This is a genomic window from Vibrio echinoideorum (genome assembly GCF_024347455.1).
GTDB lineage: Bacteria > Pseudomonadota > Gammaproteobacteria > Enterobacterales > Vibrionaceae > Vibrio > Vibrio echinoideorum.
Genome location: NZ_AP025484.1, coordinates 295,586 through 317,106 on the forward strand (window position 1 = coordinate 295,586; position 21,521 = coordinate 317,106).

The 21,521-nt window shown below is 45.0% G+C and carries 12 protein-coding genes, 6 tRNA genes and 3 rRNA genes; 13 read left to right on the forward strand and 8 right to left on the reverse strand.

The window, feature by feature from the left end; genetic code table 11:
- Positions 1–197 precede the first annotated feature (197 nt).
- A complete protein-coding gene (gene trmY / locus OCV36_RS17620) occupies positions 198–797 on the reverse strand; it encodes a tRNA (pseudouridine(54)-N(1))-methyltransferase TrmY (protein ID WP_054546299.1) in 600 nt (199 codons plus the stop codon).
- Positions 798–1,054: 257 nt separating this feature from the next.
- Between trmY and OCV36_RS17625 the strand changes: the two genes are divergently transcribed.
- The 10 genes from OCV36_RS17625 (at position 1,055) to OCV36_RS17670 (ending at position 8,117) form a co-directional block, all read left to right on the forward strand.
- On the forward strand, positions 1,055–1,579 hold the full coding sequence (locus tag OCV36_RS17625; protein ID WP_135457111.1) for a DUF3087 family protein: 525 nt from the start codon (positions 1,055–1,057) through the stop codon (positions 1,577–1,579).
- A gap of 587 nt (positions 1,580–2,166) precedes the next feature.
- Positions 2,167–3,721, forward strand: a 16S ribosomal RNA gene (locus tag OCV36_RS17630).
- A 123-nt stretch (positions 3,722–3,844) separates the two neighbouring features.
- Positions 3,845–3,920: transfer RNA gene (locus OCV36_RS17635), tRNA-Glu, on the forward strand.
- Positions 3,921–3,940: 20 nt separating this feature from the next.
- A tRNA-Lys gene (locus tag OCV36_RS17640) sits at positions 3,941–4,016 on the forward strand.
- A gap of 26 nt (positions 4,017–4,042) precedes the next feature.
- Positions 4,043–4,118 (forward strand) — tRNA-Val (locus OCV36_RS17645).
- A gap of 25 nt (positions 4,119–4,143) precedes the next feature.
- Positions 4,144–4,219, forward strand: a tRNA-Ala gene (locus OCV36_RS17650).
- A gap of 65 nt (positions 4,220–4,284) precedes the next feature.
- Positions 4,285–4,360 (forward strand) — tRNA-Val (locus OCV36_RS17655).
- Between the two features lie 418 nt (positions 4,361–4,778).
- A 23S ribosomal RNA gene (locus tag OCV36_RS17660) occupies positions 4,779–7,672 on the forward strand.
- 134 nt (positions 7,673–7,806) lie between these two features.
- A 5S ribosomal RNA gene (gene rrf / locus OCV36_RS17665) occupies positions 7,807–7,922 on the forward strand.
- Together the 16S, 23S and 5S rRNA genes with 6 tRNA genes alongside form the textbook arrangement of a ribosomal RNA operon.
- Positions 7,923–8,026: 104 nt before the next feature.
- Positions 8,027–8,117 (forward strand) — tRNA-Ser (locus tag OCV36_RS17670).
- Positions 8,118–8,317: 200 nt separating this feature from the next.
- Here the strand turns inward: OCV36_RS17670 and OCV36_RS17675 are convergent.
- The 5 genes from OCV36_RS17675 to OCV36_RS17695 form a co-directional block, all read right to left on the reverse strand.
- Positions 8,318–9,640: a CoA-disulfide reductase gene (locus OCV36_RS17675; protein WP_135458375.1), complete on the reverse strand. Its 1,323-nt coding sequence runs from the start codon at positions 9,638–9,640 to the stop codon at positions 8,318–8,320.
- Positions 9,641–9,717: 77 nt separating this feature from the next.
- The gene (locus tag OCV36_RS17680) at positions 9,718–11,124 is read right to left on the reverse strand and encodes a cation:dicarboxylate symporter family transporter (protein ID WP_135458373.1); all 1,407 of its coding nucleotides are present in this window, start codon (positions 11,122–11,124) and stop codon (positions 9,718–9,720) included.
- A 37-nt stretch (positions 11,125–11,161) separates the two neighbouring features.
- Positions 11,162–11,545, reverse strand: a complete 384-nt coding sequence (locus OCV36_RS17685) for a RidA family protein (protein ID WP_135458371.1) — start codon at positions 11,543–11,545, stop codon at positions 11,162–11,164.
- Between the two features lie 24 nt (positions 11,546–11,569).
- Complete coding sequence (locus tag OCV36_RS17690; protein WP_181257031.1) at positions 11,570–12,235, reverse strand: helix-turn-helix transcriptional regulator; 666 nt, start codon at positions 12,233–12,235, stop codon at positions 11,570–11,572.
- Positions 12,236–12,762: 527 nt separating this feature from the next.
- Positions 12,763–14,097, reverse strand: a complete 1,335-nt coding sequence (locus tag OCV36_RS17695) for an MATE family efflux transporter (protein ID WP_135458369.1) — start codon at positions 14,095–14,097, stop codon at positions 12,763–12,765.
- Positions 14,098–14,418: 321 nt separating this feature from the next.
- On the opposite strand from OCV36_RS17695, the gene OCV36_RS17700 reads away from it, so the two are divergent.
- Positions 14,419–15,534, forward strand: a complete 1,116-nt coding sequence (locus OCV36_RS17700; RefSeq protein WP_135458368.1) for a hypothetical protein — start codon at positions 14,419–14,421, stop codon at positions 15,532–15,534.
- 59 nt (positions 15,535–15,593) lie between these two features.
- Here OCV36_RS17700 and OCV36_RS17705 read toward each other — a convergent pair whose 3' ends face one another.
- Positions 15,594–16,613 (reverse strand): helix-turn-helix domain-containing protein, encoded by a 1,020-nt coding sequence (locus OCV36_RS17705; RefSeq protein ID WP_135458366.1) that lies wholly within the window; start codon positions 16,611–16,613, stop codon positions 15,594–15,596.
- Between the two features lie 93 nt (positions 16,614–16,706).
- On the opposite strand from OCV36_RS17705, the gene OCV36_RS17710 reads away from it, so the two are divergent.
- Together OCV36_RS17710 and OCV36_RS17715 are read left to right on the forward strand one after the other, a co-directional pair.
- The gene (locus tag OCV36_RS17710) at positions 16,707–18,092 is read left to right on the forward strand and encodes a serine hydrolase domain-containing protein (protein ID WP_135458364.1); all 1,386 of its coding nucleotides are present in this window, start codon (positions 16,707–16,709) and stop codon (positions 18,090–18,092) included.
- 66 nt (positions 18,093–18,158) lie between these two features.
- Positions 18,159–18,950, forward strand: coding sequence for a hypothetical protein (locus OCV36_RS17715; protein ID WP_135458362.1), 792 nt, complete (start codon positions 18,159–18,161; stop codon positions 18,948–18,950).
- A gap of 74 nt (positions 18,951–19,024) precedes the next feature.
- Here OCV36_RS17715 and ppsA read toward each other — a convergent pair whose 3' ends face one another.
- Positions 19,025–21,397: a phosphoenolpyruvate synthase gene (gene ppsA / locus OCV36_RS17720; RefSeq protein ID WP_017076551.1), complete on the reverse strand. Its 2,373-nt coding sequence runs from the start codon at positions 21,395–21,397 to the stop codon at positions 19,025–19,027.
- Positions 21,398–21,521 lie beyond the last annotated feature (124 nt).

The following is a 21,521-nucleotide window of genomic DNA, read 5'->3' on the forward strand; positions in this document are numbered from 1 at the left end:
GAAATTTATAAGATTGAATGAGTTAGAGAGAGGCATTGCTCCGAAATTCGATGCAACGAAGTGGAACTCGACCTAATAATTACAGGGAACTATGAAGTAAACGGAAAGGAAATTGAGAACGTTATGGAATGCAAACAAAAAGCCCGACAGAATGCCGGGCTTAAGAACAAGATTATGTTTGAGGTAATGATTAAAAATCAAAAGCCTCTTATATCTAGCTCATTGTTGATCAATACAACACACTGAGAAGCAAACAGCATGTTTGGACCTAAGCTGATTTTCTCTGTCCCTAAACGCTTTAAGCTGTTGTAGCTTTTCTTCGGCATAGGGATATGGTCAGTTAGAAGGAAACATGGGTTTTCCGCAATCTCGGCATCACGGATAAAATCGCCTTTCTTATCCATCATGTACAGCTGATGGTCTTCAGCCAGTTCTTTAACCAATTTTTCAAAGCTCATTGTACGAACAGTGATGCCAGCTTCAACCTGACGTGTCTGTTCTTTTGTCATACCTTGAGAAGCGTCAACCGCTCTTACTACCGCTGATAACAATGCCGATTCATGAAAGCCACCAATGTTGGTGATCTCGTTTGAATCGAATGTAATGGTACGTGAAAAGTCTTTAGTACTTTCTAACACAAGGTGCACGGTCACATTCTCACGGTGAGATTGAGCAACGAAGATCGTGTTCATCAGAGTATGAGCCAGAATCTCGGTATGAGCATCTTGACCAACACCTTCTAAGATAAGTTTACTCTCTGTAGGGGCTGCGCGAGCGCGTAATACAAATGAACGCATGGAATGTACCTTGTCAGTATGTGATAAAGTGAAACAGGCTTTATCAACATGAATTGATGAATAACCAAAATTTATGGCGGTATGTAACTCTTTTCTATTAATGAAGTCAAATGGAGTTATGTATAGTACTGATCAGAAGAACTCTACGTATTAAATAGAGAGTGACCACATTACAAGATGGTAAAGGTTGAAGCGACCCAAGGTTTACATAGATAGTATGCGCAAATTATCAGGTGACTTACATAAGGAAGTAGTCGATGAAGTTACAGAAGATTAATAAAGAAGAATATAAAAAGAAGATGAACCTACTGTTGGTTTCATTGGTTGGGTCACTCGCCTTGTTTGCCATCGTATTCGGTAGCATTCTGATTGAACTTTTTGGTTCAGTTGGATCAGTTACTGGGGAAGCGACAGGCAATTTCCATTTGAATGTACTCGGGGTGTTTTTATCAGTCGCACTGAATGCCTTTATCGCGAGTCGTGTGAAAGGGCATGATTACTTTAAGGAAGCACTTTATGTGTGGAACCTTAAACAAACTCACAATCAAATCTATCGCAAGCTCAAGCGTATTCAACCGAAAGCTGAGCAAGGCGATCGAGAAGCACTGACGATCCTTTACTTCTATTACACTACGCAAAAACAGGTATATGACCTAGATAACAATACATTGACGATAAAAACGGTTCAGCAATCGCTAGATAACATAGTGGAGCTGAGTGAAAAGTGGAGTATCGAACTGGATATAAAGGCATTTTCGAAAGATCTAGTCGCGAAATTCTAAGTTATATGCTCTTGATTGTATTAACTTTGGCCTATGAAAGAGGGTTTTGACGTAAAAGTAGACGCTTAAGCAACTTTTTTGAATTTTTATCAAAAAATGGGTTGCCATGTTTACGATGATCTCTATAATGCCGCCTCACTGACACGGCAGACGCCACAAGGCTTCAGCGGTAATCAGTAAGACGGAAAGTTCGAAAGAAATTAATTTTAAAAAGTGTTTGACACTTAAGATTAAATCGCTAGAATTCACGTCCGCTTTCAAGGGTTTCTTTGTAAAAAGAAAGTTTCGACAAGCAAAGCTCTTTAACAATTTAAACCTATCAATCTGTGTGGGCACTCGTTGATGAATATCAAAACGTTTTATCCTTTGGGTAAAACAGTTACTTCGGTAACAAACTTGATTTCAATGAGCTGAGTGACCAATACGAATAATTACTTTCTATATAGAGAGGGGTTATTTGGCACAGTCAATTCATTACCATTCTGTTGGAATGGTAATAGCTTTAGAATTACATGTTCTTTGTTTATTTTCGAATAGGCGAATGAATATTAGTTTTGAAGTCAGTATTCGTTGAGTCACAAAATCTTAAATTGAAGAGTTTGATCATGGCTCAGATTGAACGCTGGCGGCAGGCCTAACACATGCAAGTCGAGCGGAAACGACACTAACAATCCTTCGGGTGCGTTAATGGGCGTCGAGCGGCGGACGGGTGAGTAATGCCTAGGAAATTGCCTTGATGTGGGGGATAACCATTGGAAACGATGGCTAATACCGCATAATGCCTACGGGCCAAAGAGGGGGATCTTCGGACCTCTCGCGTCAATATATGCCTAGGTGGGATTAGCTAGTTGGTGAGGTAATGGCTCACCAAGGCGACGATCCCTAGCTGGTCTGAGAGGATGATCAGCCACACTGGAACTGAGACACGGTCCAGACTCCTACGGGAGGCAGCAGTGGGGAATATTGCACAATGGGCGAAAGCCTGATGCAGCCATGCCGCGTGTATGAAGAAGGCCTTCGGGTTGTAAAGTACTTTCAGTTGTGAGGAAGGGTGTGTAGTTAATAGCTGCGCATCTTGACGTTAGCAACAGAAGAAGCACCGGCTAACTCCGTGCCAGCAGCCGCGGTAATACGGAGGGTGCGAGCGTTAATCGGAATTACTGGGCGTAAAGCGCATGCAGGTGGTTCATTAAGTCAGATGTGAAAGCCCGGGGCTCAACCTCGGAACTGCATTTGAAACTGGTGAACTAGAGTGCTGTAGAGGGGGGTAGAATTTCAGGTGTAGCGGTGAAATGCGTAGAGATCTGAAGGAATACCAGTGGCGAAGGCGGCCCCCTGGACAGACACTGACACTCAGATGCGAAAGCGTGGGGAGCAAACAGGATTAGATACCCTGGTAGTCCACGCCGTAAACGATGTCTACTTGGAGGTTGTGGCCTTGAGCCGTGGCTTTCGGAGCTAACGCGTTAAGTAGACCGCCTGGGGAGTACGGTCGCAAGATTAAAACTCAAATGAATTGACGGGGGCCCGCACAAGCGGTGGAGCATGTGGTTTAATTCGATGCAACGCGAAGAACCTTACCTACTCTTGACATCCAGAGAAGCCAGCGGAGACGCAGGTGTGCCTTCGGGAGCTCTGAGACAGGTGCTGCATGGCTGTCGTCAGCTCGTGTTGTGAAATGTTGGGTTAAGTCCCGCAACGAGCGCAACCCTTATCCTTGTTTGCCAGCGAGTAATGTCGGGAACTCCAGGGAGACTGCCGGTGATAAACCGGAGGAAGGTGGGGACGACGTCAAGTCATCATGGCCCTTACGAGTAGGGCTACACACGTGCTACAATGGCGCATACAGAGGGCAGCAAGCTAGCGATAGTGAGCGAATCCCAAAAAGTGCGTCGTAGTCCGGATTGGAGTCTGCAACTCGACTCCATGAAGTCGGAATCGCTAGTAATCGTGAATCAGAATGTCACGGTGAATACGTTCCCGGGCCTTGTACACACCGCCCGTCACACCATGGGAGTGGGCTGCAAAAGAAGTGGGTAGTTTAACCTTTCGGGGAGGACGCTCACCACTTTGTGGTTCATGACTGGGGTGAAGTCGTAACAAGGTAGCCCTAGGGGAACCTGGGGCTGGATCACCTCCTTATACGAAGATAGTCACGATGAGTGTCCACACAGATTGATTAGGTTTAGAAAAGCAAAGAGAAGAAGAACTCCCAAGGTTCTTCAAAGTTTGTTTCTACTTTTTAAAGTAGAGATAAATTGCAGTGTCCCGTTCGTCTAGAGGCCTAGGACACCGCCCTTTCACGGCGGTAACAGGGGTTCGACTCCCCTACGGGATACCACTTCCTTCAAGAAGTAAAAAGGGTCGTTAGCTCAGTTGGTAGAGCAGTTGACTTTTAATCAATTGGTCGCAGGTTCGAATCCTGCACGACCCACCATTTCCTCCCAAGGAAATAAAGATTTGGGGCGATTAGCTCAGTTGGGAGAGCACCTGCCTTACAAGCAGGGGGTCACTGGTTCGAGCCCGGTATCGCCCACCATTTCCTCCCAAGGAAATAAAAATATGGGGCTATAGCTCAGCTGGGAGAGCGCCTGCCTTGCACGCAGGAGGTCTGCGGTTCGATCCCGCATAGCTCCACCATTCTTTCTCCATGAAGAATGGCTTTTATTTTCACTTTTTGAAAGTGAAGACAAAAGAACTATCATGGGCGATTAGCTCAGTTGGGAGAGCACCTGCCTTACAAGCAGGGGGTCACTGGTTCGAGCCCGGTATCGCCCACCATCTTTAAACATTCTTTGATGACAACAGTCTAATGAGAGTTTTTAAAAATGGTTTTGAAAGTTTAAAACTCGAAAAACTCTTGCTCTTTAACAATTTGGAAAGCTGACTGATTTGAATAACGAAGTTATTTAAATCAAATTTAAAAGTTCTCAATGTTTATCTGCTCTTATTTAATAAGAACGGCATAAACACAACAAACACATTCAAGTGTCTTGTATTCGAATGATCAGAAATGATTGTTCATTTTTTGATTCTACTTTTTATTAAAAAGTGGAAACAAGAAGTAAATTGAGTCCGGCAAACAGTTATCAGGAATTAACCCTTCTTGATGACAACCAAAAACCTTGGTTAGTTGCCATACTAGTTTGTTTTCACTTTTCAAAAGTGAAAGTAAAACAGAGACCCTTTCGGGTTGTATGGTTAAGTGACTAAGCGTACACGGTGGATGCCTTGGCAGTCAGAGGCGATGAAGGACGTAATAACTTGCGATAAGCCCAGATTAGGTAGTAATAACCTTTTGAGTCTGGGATTTCCGAATGGGGAAACCCACGTGCATAAGCACGTATCCTGTTGTGAATACATAGCAACAGGAGGCAAACCGGGGGAACTGAAACATCTAAGTACCCCGAGGAAGAGAAATCAACCGAGATTCCGAAAGTAGCGGCGAGCGAAATTGGATTAGCCCTTAAGCTTTTAATGATGCAGGTGAAGAGTCTGGAAAGTCTCGCAATAAAGGGTGATAGCCCCGTAACCGACACATCATAATCAGTGAAAACGAGTAGGGCGGGACACGTGATATCCTGTCTGAATATGGGGGGACCATCCTCCAAGGCTAAATACTACTGACTGACCGATAGTGAACCAGTACCGTGAGGGAAAGGCGAAAAGAACCCCTGTGAGGGGAGTGAAATAGAACCTGAAACCGTGTACGTACAAGCAGTAGGAGCACCTTCGTGGTGTGACTGCGTACCTTTTGTATAATGGGTCAGCGACTTAATTTTAGTAGCAAGGTTAACCGTTTAGGGGAGCCGTAGGGAAACCGAGTCTTAACTGGGCGTACAGTTGCTAGGATTAGACCCGAAACCAGGTGATCTAGCCATGGGCAGGTTGAAGGTTGAGTAACATCAACTGGAGGACCGAACCGACTAATGTTGAAAAATTAGCGGATGACTTGTGGCTAGGGGTGAAAGGCCAATCAAACCTGGAGATAGCTGGTTCTCCCCGAAAGCTATTTAGGTAGCGCCTCGGACGAATACTACTGGGGGTAGAGCACTGTTAAGGCTAGGGGGTCATCCCGACTTACCAACCCTTTGCAAACTCCGAATACCAGTAAGTACTATCCGGGAGACACACGGCGGGTGCTAACGTCCGTCGTGGAGAGGGAAACAACCCAGACCGCCAGCTAAGGTCCCAAAGTATAGCTAAGTGGGAAACGATGTGGGAAGGCTCAGACAGCCAGGATGTTGGCTTAGAAGCAGCCATCATTTAAAGAAAGCGTAATAGCTCACTGGTCGAGTCGGCCTGCGCGGAAGATGTAACGGGGCTAAGCTATACACCGAAGCTGCGGCTACGTACCTTAGGGTATGTGGGGTAGGGGAGCGTTCTGTAAGCCGTTGAAGGTGGTCTGTAAGGGCTGCTGGAGGTATCAGAAGTGCGAATGCTGACATGAGTAACGATAAAGGGAGTGAAAAACTCCCTCGCCGGAAGACCAAGGGTTCCTGTCCAACGTTAATCGGGGCAGGGTAAGTCGACTCCTAAGGCGAGGCCGAAAGGCGTAGTCGATGGGAAACGGGTTAATATTCCCGTACTTCTTACAATTGCGATGGGGGGACGGAGAAGGCTAGGTGGGCCTGGCGACGGTTGTCCAGGTTCAAGTATGTAGGCGGGTGGTTTAGGTAAATCCGGACCACTACTAACGCTGAGATACGATGTCGAGCTACTACGGTAGTGAAGTCATTGATGCCATGCTTCCAGGAAAAGCCTCTAAGCTTCAGATTGTAAGGAATCGTACCCCAAACCGACACAGGTGGTCGGGTAGAGAATACCAAGGCGCTTGAGAGAACTCGGGTGAAGGAACTAGGCAAAATGGTACCGTAACTTCGGGAGAAGGTACGCTCTTATCAGTGAAGTCCCTTGCGGATGGAGCAGACGAGAGTCGCAGATACCAGGTGGCTGCAACTGTTTATTAAAAACACAGCACTGTGCAAAATCGTAAGATGACGTATACGGTGTGACGCCTGCCCGGTGCCGGAAGGTTAATTGATGGGGTTAGTCTTCGGACGAAGCTCTTGATCGAAGCCCCGGTAAACGGCGGCCGTAACTATAACGGTCCTAAGGTAGCGAAATTCCTTGTCGGGTAAGTTCCGACCTGCACGAATGGCGTAATGATGGCCACGCTGTCTCCACCCGAGACTCAGTGAAATTGAAATCGCTGTGAAGATGCAGTGTACCCGCGGCTAGACGGAAAGACCCCGTGAACCTTTACTACAGCTTGGCACTGAACATTGAACCTACATGTGTAGGATAGGTGGGAGACTATGAAATTGCGTCGCTAGATGTGATGGAGTCGTCCTTGAAATACCACCCTTGTAGTTTTGATGTTCTAACGTTGGTCCCTGAATCGGGATTACGGACAGTGCCTGGTGGGTAGTTTGACTGGGGCGGTCTCCTCCCAAAGAGTAACGGAGGAGCACGAAGGTGGGCTAAACACGGTTGGACATCGTGTGGTTAGTGCAATGGCATAAGCCCGCTTGACTGCGAGAATGACAATTCGAGCAGGTGCGAAAGCAGGTCATAGTGATCCGGTGGTTCTGAATGGAAGGGCCATCGCTCAACGGATAAAAGGTACTCCGGGGATAACAGGCTGATACCGCCCAAGAGTTCATATCGACGGCGGTGTTTGGCACCTCGATGTCGGCTCATCACATCCTGGGGCTGAAGTCGGTCCCAAGGGTATGGCTGTTCGCCATTTAAAGTGGTACGCGAGCTGGGTTTAGAACGTCGTGAGACAGTTCGGTCCCTATCTGCCGTGGGCGTTGGAAAATTGAAAGGGGCTGCTCCTAGTACGAGAGGACCGGAGTGGACGAACCTCTGGTGTTCGGGTTGTCATGCCAATGGCATTGCCCGGTAGCTAAGTTCGGAATCGATAACCGCTGAAAGCATCTAAGCGGGAAGCGAGCCTTGAGATGAGTTTTCCCTGGCACTATAAGTGTCCTAAAGGGTTGTCGTAGACTACGACGTTGATAGGCAGGGTGTGTAAGTGCTGCGAGGCATTGAGCTAACCTGTACTAATTGCCCGTGAGGCTTAACCATACAACACCCAAGGGGTTTTGTGGACTCAGATGTACCAGACCTTGAATGCGTTTGAAGAGATATAACTTTTAAATAAGCTTTCCAGATTATTTTTCCTTCAGTTTTTAAAAAACTGAAAGTAAAAGCAAAATTTGCTTGGCGACCATAGCATTGTGGACCCACCTGATTCCATGCCGAACTCAGAAGTGAAACACAATAGCGCCGATGGTAGTGTGGGGTTTCCCCATGTGAGAGTAGGACATCGCCAGGCTCCTATTTATTTTCACTTTTTAAAAAGTGAAGACAAAAGGTATCGTTATTTGCATAGCAAGTAACAACTTCAACAGTGCACAAATCTGTTGATGACAATTTGTTGGAGGGATGGCTGAGTGGTCGAAAGCACCGGTCTTGAAAACCGGCAACCGTTAATAGCGGTTCTAGGGTTCAAATCCCTATCCCTCCACCACCATTGAAAAGCCCGTTGAGAAATCAGCGGGCTTTTTTACGTTTTAAATTTGGTAAAAGAACGTTCGAATACTTCGAAACAGCAGATTATCTGTTGATTCAACATCTGTGTCTTGTCGTTAAGCACTAAAAAAGCAGAGCGTAATCACTCTGCTTTGGTGTTTGATCGAGTGTTTCTTGGAATGTGTGGGTAAAGTGTGCCTATTTCGCTACATTACCAGCCACGTTTAGAGCATCCCAAGTACGTGCGAATGGTGGAGCGTAGCAGAAGTCCATGTAACCAAGCTGTTGAGTGGTCATCTTCGCGGTGATAGCGACAGCAAGAGCATTGATACGACCTACCGCTCCTTTCTTACCCACGATCTCGCCACCAAGTAGAACCTTAGTTTTTGGGTGATAAACCAGTTTTACGTTGATGTCTTCTTGACCTGGATAGTAATCGGTTTGGTTTTTATCTGAAATGGTCGATACTTTCACATCTAAGCTGTGTTCTTTAGCTAGAAGTTCAGATACGCCAGTACACGCTAGTTCATAATCGAGTACTTTCAAGCAAGACGAACCTAAGAAGCCTGATATATAAGTGTCTTTACCTGCGAGCTTGTCTGCCATCATGCGTGCTTGCTTATTGGCTGTGGTTGCTAATGGTACATAAACTGGTTTGCCTAGTGCCATATGATGGACAACTGCACAGTCGCCAACAGCGTAGATGTAAGCGTCTTCAGTAGCACCATATTCATTCACTAACAGAGCGCCGTTTGTTGTTTTTGGTAATTCAAATGCTTCAGTGTTTGGTTTGAAGCCAAGTGATAGGATCACGATGTCAGCCTCTACAGAACCGTTATCTGTTTTTACGATGTAACCACCTTGCTCAGCATCACGAATAGCAGATACGCTGCAACCGGTTTTAAGCTCTGCTCCTGATTCACGAATCGCACCTTCGACTACATCAATGATTTCTGGGCTGAACTGACGGCTCATGATGTGCTGTTCACGCTCAATAATCGTCACTTGCTTGTCTAAGCCATGTGCCGCATCAAACACTTCAAGGCCAATAAAGCCTGCACCAATAATACATACTCGCTGCTTGTTATTGTCCTTTAATGCTTCTTTAACTGCTAAGCCGTCTTCCATGCTTGTCAGCGTATATACGTGTTCTGGATTGAATTCACCGAATGAAGGCACAATTGGACGTGCGCCTGTCGCAATCACCAACATATCGTAATCGATAGTGCTCTCTACGTTTTGGTGACGCACCGTAATTTGTTTTTCAGTTCGGTCGAACGACACCATTTCCGTTTCTACACGAACATCTAAACCAGATTTGATAGCTTGCTCTGGCGTACGAGAGATCATTCGTTCTGTATCATCAAACATGCCGCCCGCAAAGTAAGGTAATCCACATGCACCAAATGAGATGTAACTACGCTTATCTAGAACGATGACTTCGTCTGATGGCTGATTACGTTTGTACTTTGCTGCGAAACTCATACCAGCGGCGCTACCGCCTATAACAACAACTTTCATATTTACTACCTAAATAACCTGAACTCAGGAAAAACAGAAGAGCACTCAAGTGGAATGCTCTTAATTAAGTTTGAGAATTATACTGCTGCTTCTTTTGCTGTGGTTGCACTCACGTCAGCGTCGTATTGTTCAGTGTTTAGTGAACCGTTCTTCTTAGCCGTTAGTACACCAGACAACATAGAGCCAGAGATGTTTAGTGCAGTACGCGCCATATCAATCAGTGCTTCAATAGACACTAGAATCGCAACCACTGTGATATCTAGCCCCATGATGGTTAGTACAGCTACAGCTGCGAACGTTGCACCGCCACCGACACCTGCGATACCGAATGAAGCAATTGCGATAACAGCTATCAGTTGTAGGATGAAGCTTAAATCTACAGGCATACCCATGACTTGTGCTGCCATAATAGCGAGCATTGCTGGGTAGATACCCGCACAACCGTTTTGGCCGATACTGGTACCAAATGTCGCTGACATGTTTGCGGTTTCTTCATCTACACCTAGGCGCTGAGTTTGTGTTTCAACGTTTAGCGGGATAGCTGCCATGCTTGAGCGAGAACCGAAGCCGAACACCAACACTGGCCAGATTTTCTTCATGAACTTAGCAGGAGAAAGACCGAACATTGACACCATGACGAAGTGGATGCCGAACATTACGCCAATTGCTACGTAGCTTGCTAGAAGGAAGCGGCCCATTTCAGCTAGTGCGAATAGGTCATTCGTCATCATGAACGTGGTCATCAGAGCGAATACACCGTAAGGCGTTAGCTTCAGGATTTCACGAACCATTGAAAGAACCACTTCTTTTGCTGCATTGATGAAATCAACGAAGTTTTGTACTTTCTCTGGCTTACGGTTTTTCACTTGAAGGATACAGAAGCCTAGGAACATACCGAACAGTACAGTCGATAGCGTAGAAGTACGTTGAGAGCCGGTTAGCATGTCGAAGATGTTGGTTGGAATGATAGATAGAGCCATACCAGACAGGCCACTACTTGCCATTGCATCTTGTGTTGCTACCAGTGAATCACCACGAGCTTCAATTGCACTGTTTGTGCCGATAGTGCTTACTAGCGCGTTCGCATCGATACCAAATAGGTAAATACTTGCGATACCAACTGCTGCTGAGATTGCACAAGTGAAAAGTAGAATACCGATGATTTTTGGTGCAATACGAGATAGCGCGCCGCCGCCTTCAACGTTCATGATCGAAGAGATCATCGCCACAAATACTAGCGGGATAACGATCATTTGTAGAAGTTTGATGTAGCCTTTACCGAACACGGAAATCAGTTCAGCAAAGCCTGAGGTTGCTACGTTACCGACACCGAAAACAAGTTGAATTGCGCCACCGAACAGTAAGCCAGCAGCAAGCGCACTCAGTACGCGGAAGTTAAAACTTTTCTTTTGCTTTTTGAAATTCGACAACAGTGCGTAGAACCCAAAGAACAGTATGCTTAAAGCAATAAATGAAACGCTCATGAGAATCTCCTATGATACCCATTAATACCTAAGTCGGTTATTTTCTGTATGCGATGGCTTCAACTTCAACCAGTGCGTCTTTTGGTAGTCGTGCTGCTTCAACACAAGAGCGAGCAGGTGCGTTCTCTGTACCAAACACTTCGGTGTACACTTCGTTAAAGGCTACGAAGTTTTCCATGTCTGATAGGAAGCAGGTTGTTTTCAACACTGTGTCTAATCCCGCATTGCTGGCTTCTAATACGGCTTTTAAATTTTCAAGAGACTGACGAGCCTGCTCTTTAATACCGCCCTCAACAAACTGCATGGTTTCTGGAACGAGAGGTAATTGACCTGATGTATAAACCATGTCGCCGTAAGACGTACCTTGTGAGTAAGGGCCGATAGCTGCAGGTGCTTGTTCAGTGGCAATGATCTGTTTCACGATGTAACTCCTAAATTATTGGTTTTATTCTGATTTAAATTCACGGATAAACTTGTAAACCGCCTGTCGGCTGATCCCAAGTTGCTCTGATACTTGTGTAGTCGTCTCTTTTAGCTCAAATACGCCGTTATCAAATAAACAACGAATGATGGCTTTATTGCGACCTTTGGAAGAAACCGACTCGTCTTGATCAACCTCTTTAATGGTTGAACTCAATGCTTGTTGAATCACGTCGTTCGCATTGTTGCTGAATGTCTCGCTGACAATGGCTTGCGGCACATTGCATTGCGGCATCAGCGTTTTGACGATTTCTGGGAATGGGAAAGATAAGTTCATGTTGATACACAGCATGCCGATCGGCTTTTGTTGCGGACCAGCCAATACACAGGTAGTCGATTTCAGTAGGGACCCGTCTGCTGCGTTGGTGAAATAGCTTTTTGGAGAAACTTCGCCAGTTTTCTCGAATGCACTCCACATGCGTAAACCTAAATCGGTGATCGGTGAACCAATTTCACGCCCCGTATGATGACCATTGACGATCTTCACGACTGAGTTTTCTAAGCTTTCAAATGAATGGATGACTACTTCACAGTAGGGGCCAATCAAATCGGCAATCGTGTCTGCCAAGCGGAAGTAATTGCTTAAGCACTCTCTGTCTTCATCGGTGAATCGAACTTGTTTTACATTCATGATTTCGGTTTACATTTTTGAACTCAATGACTGAAATCTACTCCTTTGGTGGTATTTCGGCAAGATGCAGTAAACTTCTGTAAACCGACAAAAAGCGTTCAAAACATCAACAAAAATCAAAATTAAGACCTAAATCAAGAGTGGAATTTGAACAAGATCACTTAAGGTAGCCAAATCAGGTTTAATTTCTTAAACCCTATCAAAGTTTACATATTTAAAACCAAAGGCTGCGTTTTTGAATGTTTAGATGATCTAGAACAAGTTCTAAAGGGTGCTTAAAAATTGGCTCGATTGATGTTTTAGATGAATGGCAATTAAGCATTCGTTCCGAGAATAAGATGATGGTTGATTGGAATTTTGTTCAATTGAAAGCAAGGCTGGATTAGAGAGGTTATATTCGTAAAAGGTGGTCATCGGAAGGGATGTAAATTAGAACTTAGGTATTAAAAAAGCAGCCTAAGTGGCTGCTTTTTCGTTCAATAATTTTCTGGTGGTTTAGCTGGTAAGCCGTTTAGTTCGCTAACTGGTTAATTAGCAAGTTTAGCCTCGACTTGCCCAAGTGCGCGTTGGTACATAAACCATGCACATGTTCCGGCAAGCACATTACCTACCATTGCGCCCCAGAACAGGCCTTCAATACCAGCAAGCTGCGAACCAACCCATAAGCAAGGTAAGAAGAAAGCGAACAGGCGTAGCGCTGAAATCGTCAAGGCGGTGTAAGACTTACCCAGAGCGTTCGAGACAGAAACCATCAGCATACAGATTCCCAGTGGCCCTAAGCTAATAGGCACGATCAGTAGGTGATAGTTCAAAATCGTCGATACTTCGCTTTCACTGGTCATAAGGTTTGCTAGCCCACCAGAGAACAACCAAGTCACTAACGCTATCACCAACTGGAAACCCAATACGAACATCACTGCAATCTTAACGAGCTTACGTATGTTTTCGAGGTTGTTCTCTCCTAACATGCGGCCAATCATTGGAGGCATCGACATAGTAAGTGCTAACACGGCGACAATCGAGAAGAATTCAAAACGTGAACCCAACGCCCAAGCAGCAACGGCAGCGGTGCCATAGCTAGCAAGCAGCTTAGTGGCAAACATTGATGAAACGGGTGGCAGCAGCTGACTGATCATCGCTGGTCCCATGATGTTACCAATGGAGCGAACACTCTTACCAATGTTGAGATCGTGCCAGTCAAATGTCATCCAATGTTTCTTAGTTACCTTAGGAGCAACGATAAAGATGCCCGCACCGAACGCTAAAATGGTCGCAATGGCTGCTCCATTGATGCCCATGTCGAAAGTAAAGATGAAAATCGGATCCAATATCAAGTTGATGATACTGGTCGCGATCATCATTGAACCGGGCAGCATGGTATTACCATTGGCACGACACACACTGTAGAAAAAGTAGAGCAGTGCACCTGTCCAAGAGCTGGCTAGCCAATAGATCCAATAAGAATCAATGATCGGTAATACCGTCGGTGGCGCATCCAACAACTGTAAAATTGGCCCCCGAAGCAGATAAATGATGACTGAGAAAAGCGCGACACTCACGCTGCCCATCGCAATCACTAATCCACCAAGCTGCTTAGCGTAGCGCGTTTCATTCGCGCCAATGGCTCTTGCAATTACCGCGGTTGTTGCGATTCCTAGCCCGACCTGAATACCAATGATGATCATCTGTATTGGAAGTGTAAAACCTTGAACAGCGAGCGGCAGCACACCCAGTTGGCCAATAAAAGCACTGTCTACAAGCTGGAAGCTCATAAGGGAAAGCACCCCAAACAGCATTGGCCATGTCATTGTATAGAGTTGTCGGCCAAGAGAAGGCGAGGGAGTTGCGGTAGTAGAATTCATAACACTCTTATCGGTCTTGAAGTTAGGTTTGTGTTGGTGACAAACTTCTCAATGAAGAATTGCGTAAAGGATAACGTAAGGTCAGCCCGATACCAATAATTGTTACCGGATCTCGGCATATTACTTAACTTCGAATTTGGCAGAGTTGGTGCATTCTGTACTGTGAGTTTAGGGAAGCATCTCTCAAACCTTATTTATTTTATAGGCTTATCGTTGTTAGCTAATGTAATTATCAAATCCATAAACTAATATCGTTGGAGAGAAAGGAATTGCGAGTCAGCAAATACAGTTTTAAATGCATATTTAAGAGGGAGCTAAAATATGCCGACAACAGAAGAAATTCAGATCAGCCAAGATCAAATCAGAAAGAACAAAGCAAACGTACTCGCTAAGATAAATCAGCAAGGGATCATGTCTCAAGGGTTTCGTTTGGTTAACGTCAAAGATTACCAGCAGAAACTACAAGCACTGAAACAGAAAGTGGAAAACTTCGAGTACATGAATGCCGCTAACCAGCAGCAAGATCAAGTTATCCTCGACATCATGACTCAAAAAGAGAAGATCCATAACTATTTGGATGAATCATCGAGTCAAAACTTGGCCAGCGGAAACCTCGATTTTGGTTCTCGAAATCAAGTCGCCAATGCCACGCTCAAGAAGAAGCAGCTTTTCATGATGTTTATGGAAACGGTCGAAGCTCAAGAGGCTCTAAAAGAATATGCAGTTAAAGTGGCCTCTGTATGTAATGGAACTGTAAAACAGCCTCCGGGCGCTTACCTAGGGGTGAAAGATTTTCATGGTGCGCTAGACAAAATTACCAATCGTAAGCGTAACTATGATATTGGTGATCTGAAAGACGCGGCGCGTATGACGATAGTGTTTGAAACCTCGCAAGATATGGTCGCTGCAAAATCCATTATCGCCTTGTCGACAGAGTTCGATAAATTAAAGCACCACCAATCAGCAATGAAAGATCGTTATGGAACCAGTAAGGGTCAAAACGCTAAATTCAACTGTGGGGCGACAGACGCAGGTTATAAAGATATAAAGTTCTTTCTAGAGATGGAGAACGGACATATTGGTGAGCTTCAACTTAACACCAAGAATATGATGGTAGCCAAAAAGAATGGCCATATTATTTACGATATTCTACGTGACGGCGGGACGTTAGATAAGCCTTTCACTATTACTAATACGGAAGTCTTAGCAAAAGTGTCTCGGAATATGAATGAAAAATGGTTCAATTTCATGAATACCCGAGTTCCAAAAGCGAGAGAAGATATTGCAAAAGTTCGACTGTTGGTAGACCGTCTGAATGGTAACCTTACAAAAGGCATAAACTCTTTGCTCGTTAACTTAGACGATATCAAAACACTTTCTGCCGTTAGTATATATATCTATGAGCAGGGCGATAACGCTAGGGCTTTACTTGATTAAGTAGCCGAGTCGTTGTGGTTATTCATCGCATAGAAAATCCGGATATAAAGCCGGATTTTTTACGTTAGAGCATGATGGGATGTTTCTTGCCTTTCTGCTGATTTTTGGAGAGAGTGGCTGCGCCTGTACTCTGGCGCTGTGATGCCAACCCAACCTTTGAAAGCACGATTAAAGTTGCTCAAATCACTGTAGCCAACTTGCCAGCTGATCTCTTGCACCGAAAGATCTGTTTCTTCGAGCAACTGTTTGGCTTTCTCTTCTCGAACCTGTTCTTTGGCTTTTTTAAAGAAGATATTTTCACTCTTTAGATTTCGTTGCAGTGTTCGTTTTGTCATTCCCAACATGGTTGCAAACCACTCTATGTTAAACCAAGGCAAAATTGCGTAGGTCTGGATTAACGTTTCGACTGACTGGTACCAATTTAATTCGCTGTCTTGCTCTGTTATTGCACGATAGTCATCAGGTAATGGAATCGTAATCGCCCCATATTGTTGTTCAAACTGAATATCAGAATTAAAGAAGTGTTTAGGTAATTTACGAGCCTTGTTGTTTGTAGAAACAAGCTTAGCGTGTGATGGCTGCCATCTGCTGTCTATAAATTTACGGCATAAGCTAATTACAGTAAGGGATCTAAACCACTCGGATTGTTCAAAACCAGATGTAGATGGGTGATAACAACTTCGATGGCATAGCCACCACAAGCCGTCTCTATACTCAGTCCATATAGTGACGTGGTTGTTCAAACTAGGCATTTCAGCGATCAAACAACGAATGGCTTGCTCTAACGATGTGCATTTCTCTATCTCATGGTGTAGCTGTGGTGACAGTTGTTCCAGAGACGTTTTACGACCGACCTCAATCCCTATCGAATAACCAAATTGACGCTCAAGTCCATGAATGAAGCGAATCAAATCTTGCGTAGGAAGCCACTGATTAGATTGTGTTAGCTCAAGTGGCAAACCACATTCTATAGCGACACCGCGCCAATCAAGTGCTTCTTTATCGCAATACGCAATGTATGGGGCAATATTACTGGTAGAGCTCAATAGTATGTTAGTGGTGCGCGATGATGCTTTCATTGTTGTTAGTGCTTACCTATAAATGTCACCAAATGACCTAATTAAGTGTAGCGTAACTCAATATACTTTTCCCAACCCAAAGAGGAGAAGAATATGAAACTTACACCCATTGCCCTAATTATTTCATCACTCACGATTTCATCGCTTGCTGTGTCATCACTTGTCTTCGCAGAGATGGCTTTTGCAGAAAACCCAGTAGAAGCCGCGCTTAAGATTGAAGGCGCGCAGGTTATTCTACCTGTAAAAGATGCTCACCAATCTTTTTCTCCTGACTTCGTTGATTCTGCCCGCGAAAACTTCAATAACTTCCATTGGCAAATGGGTGGAGACCACAGTGTTTACTACAACATGCACATGAGTGAATTCATGCCGACAGCTTTTGCTGCCCCGAATGCTGAATACAAACCATTGGTTAAAAATATCGATTCACGCCTTGCTAAATTAACGGTAAACACCGAAACCAAAGGTGAGTTGACGATGGAGCAATACCTAGCGGACGAGCAGTTCCGAACTCAAGGTTTCATGTTAATTCACAAGGGTGAAATTGTTTATCAGGCTTACCCAGGAATGAGCCCAACAGACACCCATGTTTGGGCATCAACAGCAAAGACGACGGTAGTCGCAGTAGTCGCAATGTTGGTTGAAGAAGGTAAAGTCGATCCTGAACAAGACATTACTTATTACATCCCTGAGTTAAAAGGGAGTAATTGGGAAGATCTCACTGTCCATCAAGTGCTCAACATGTCGACTGCGTTAGACAACGAAGAAACGCTTGAATCGATATTGAATCCGGACTCTGACGTAGTACGTTTTTTTGCTGCGTCATTCAATTCACCAAGAGCAAAAACCGGTGAGATGGAAACATGGATGAATGTTGCAAAAGGGGCTCAGAAACTGGAGGGCGAGAAAGCAGGTGATCATTTCCGCTATGCCTCAATCAATACCATGGTTTTGACCAAGCTAGTAGAAAACATTGAAAACAAGACTTGGACCGAAGTCTTTGAAGATCGTGTTTGGTCTAAGGTACATGCCCGTCAGCCTATGCAGTTCAACCTAACGCCAGATGGAATGGCGATTGCCGTCGGTTTGGTTTCGACAACAGTAGAAGATATGGCGCGCTGGGGCACTCTGTTTACGCCAAGCTGGAAAGCGGTGGCGGATGAGCCTGTCATCTCTCAAGCCGTAATTGATCGTATTCGCAATAGCGGGGATCCAAAAGCCTTCGTAGGCACTAGCAAAGAGAGCGGTTCTGTTCATGCTTTTAACGAAAAGGCCGACTATAACGCTTATCAATTCGACTATATCTTCAATGACGGTGCGATGTCGAAAAGTGGCAACCTTGGCCAGTTTATTTATATCGATCCAGATCGTGATTTTGTAGGCGTGATGTTCTCAACCAACCCATACCATTCAGGTTTTGGTGAGAATAAAGGCCCGGCACTAATGCGCTCAGCAGCAAAACTACTTGCTGACAAGTAATCTATTTGTTACCTAACAGGATGTTCCAGGCTTCAAGGAGGAAGCAAGCGACTTTCGAGAGATATAATGAAAAAGTTTGCTCTATTAATCCCGTTGAGTTTAGGTCTAACCCTTCCTGCACATGCAGGTTCAGATTCCGAACGTGTTATCGATCCTGCTGATGTCACTAAAGTTTATACTCAAGCTGCATTGATGTTGAATGGTAGTTCAGATATCCAATTTCAAGGGCAAGTTTCTGGCGGTTTAGAAAACGGTCAACAGTTTGCCCTATTGGCTGAAGGGACGTTTGTCGATGAAAGCAACACAGCGCTTCGCGATCCAGACAAATTCGGTACAGAGTATAGCAACTCTAGAATCCAGTACTTCCACGTCTTTGAAACGGGGACTAAAGCTACGCCTAAAGTGGGTCTTTCATTAGATTATATTAATACGCGCAACAGCATTAAAAATGACTTATTGTCGGTTGGCGGTGTTGTTGCGATTAACCCAGCTTATACCGGTGGATTTCTTGTATTTCCAAGAGCAGGGTTGATGACAGGTAGCATGGAGATCCCTGGTGTTACTTCATCTAAAGATGATTTAACGGGATACTCGCTTGGTTTGATTACCGCGAAGCATCTCGGTGACTCTGGCGCCTATGTGTCTTTAGTACCTGAGTGGCAGGATCTGTCTGGTGATGATATTGACATGCAAAACTTCTCATTTAAAACATCGTTAAATGTGCCTATGAACACTGCAAGAACTTGGTGGTTGAATACGCGTTATGACATTACCAAAGCGGATGTTGATGTGAAAGGTGTGTCAATGCCGAATGGTTGGCAAACCGAGGCTTGGGTTGGTGTGAGATACTACTTCTAGCGATCTAATTAGCAAATAACCTAAAAAAGCCAGTCATCGTGACTGGCTTTTATCGTTTAGGTACGCGTGAAGCGTTACTTATTGGCGACGTTACCAAGCTTCAACCACGTGTCGATAACCGTATCTGGGTTTAAAGAAACAGAGCTGATGCCTTGTTCCATTAACCACTCGGCTAGGTCGTCATGGTCAGATGGGCCTTGGCCACAAATACCTACGTACTTACCCGCTTTCGCCGCTGCATCGATAGCCATTTTCAGCATCGCTTTAACTGCAGGGTTACGCTCGTCGAATAAGTGAGCAACGTCGCCTGAATCTCGGTCTAGGCCAAGTGTCAGCTGTGTCATGTCGTTTGAACCGATAGAGAAACCATCGAAGTACTTCAAGAACTCATCAGCCAAAATCGCATTGGATGGAAGCTCACACATCATGATGACTTTCAGACCTTGGTCGCCACGACGCAGGTTAAACTTAGCCAGAATGTCGATAACCGATGCCGCTTCGCTTGGAGTACGAACGAATGGAATCATGATTTCAACGTTCTTCAATCCCATTTCGTTACGAACACGTTTCAGCGCCTGAGTTTCAAGCTCGAAACAGTCTTCAAAGACTGGAGAGATGTAACGAGATGCACCACGGAAGCCCAGCATTGGATTCTCTTCATGTGGTTCAAACGTTTTACCGCCAACAAGGTTACTGTACTCGTTCGACTTAAAGTCAGACATACGTACGATTACACGCTTAGGCCAGAACGCAGAAGCGATGGTCGCGATGCCTTCCGTTAGCTTGCTTACGTAGAAATCGATAGGATCTTTATAACCACGAATGCGTTGGTTGATTTCTGCTTTGATCTCATCCGTTTGCTCATCGAAGTTCAGCAGAGCTTTAGGGTGAATACCGATCATCTTGTTGATGATGAATTCAAGACGAGCAAGGCCAACACCTTCGTTCGGGATTTGAGCGAAGTCGAAGGCACGATCTGGGTTACCTACGTTCATCATTACTTTAGTTGGCAGCATTGGTAGCTCATCAACCTCAGAACGCTTGATCTCAAAGTCGAGTTCACCTTGATAAACGTAGCCAGTTTCGCCTTCAGAGCATGATATGGTCACGATATCACCATCGTTCAGACTACTTGTTGCTGTCCCACAACCTACTATTGCAGGAATACCTAGCTCACGAGCAATGATTGCCGCGTGACAAGTACGGCCGCCACGGTTAGTCACAATTGCAGAGGCTTTCTTCATCACAGGTTCCCAGTCTGGGTCTGTCATGTCTGTTACCAGTACATCACCTTCTTGAACCAATGACATTTGGTCTAGAGAGTCAACTAAACGAACCGGTCCAGAACCGATACGTTGACCGATAGCACGGCCTTCAACCAAGACATCGGCCTTGTTGTTTAGCTCGTAACGCTCGATAACGTTTTGGTCGCTTTGAGAACATACGGTTTCAGGACGAGCTTGAACGATGTAAAGCTTGCCGTCGATACCATCTTTTGCCCACTCGATGTCCATCGGACGTTGGTAGTGCTTCTCGATGATCATCGCTTGTTTTGCTAGCTCTTTGATCTCTTCATCGTTCAGTGAAAACTCGTTACGCTCTTGAGTATCCGTGTCGATGATATCAACTTGTTTACCGATCTCTTGGTTGGTTGAGTAGATCATCTTGATCAACTTAGAACCAAACGTCTTTTTAACGATAGGGTAGTGACCCGCTTCTAGCATTGGCTTGTGAACGTAGAACTCGTCTGGGTTCACAGCACCTTGTACAACCATTTCACCTAGGCCCCAAGAAGAGGTGATGAACACTACTTGGTCGAAGCCTGACTCAGTATCAAGCGTGAACATAACGCCTGAAGAAGCTTTGTCTGAGCGAACCATACGCTGGATGCCCGCAGACAAGGAAATGCCTCTGTGGTCAAAGCCTTGGTGTACTCGGTAAGAGATAGCGCGGTCGTTAAACAGAGAAGCGAATACGTGTTTAGTCGCTTCGATAACCGCATCGATACCTTTCACGTTAAGGAAGGTTTCTTGCTGGCCTGCAAAAGAAGCATCTGGAAGGTCTTCTGCCGTTGCAGATGAACGAACCGCAACAGACAATTCTTCGTTGCCTTCAATCAGTTCGCGGTAGTTATCACGGATATCTTGCTCTAGTGATTCTGGGAATGGTGCGTCTAGAACCCATTGTCGAATTGTTGCACCTGTCTTACGCAGTGCGTCAACGTCTTCAACATCAAGCTCATCAAGGAGTTGGTGAATGCGCTCATCAAGACCTTTGTAGTCAAGAAAGTTGTTAAACGCATAAGATGTGGTAGCAAAACCATTAGGTACTGATACGCCAGCGTTGGCTAGGTTAGAAACCATTTCGCCAAGTGAAGCATTCTTACCGCCGACTTTGTCGACATCTTCCATGGAAAGGCCATTGAACCATAGGGTGTTATTTTGCATTTATTTCTCCAGAAACATAGCAAGCATTGTAGGGATTTAAAGGCAAACGATTACGTATCAGTTTAAAAAAATGTAAATTATTTTCAAAAGCTGTGGGGGACGTAATAGTCAGCAGGGTTTTGTT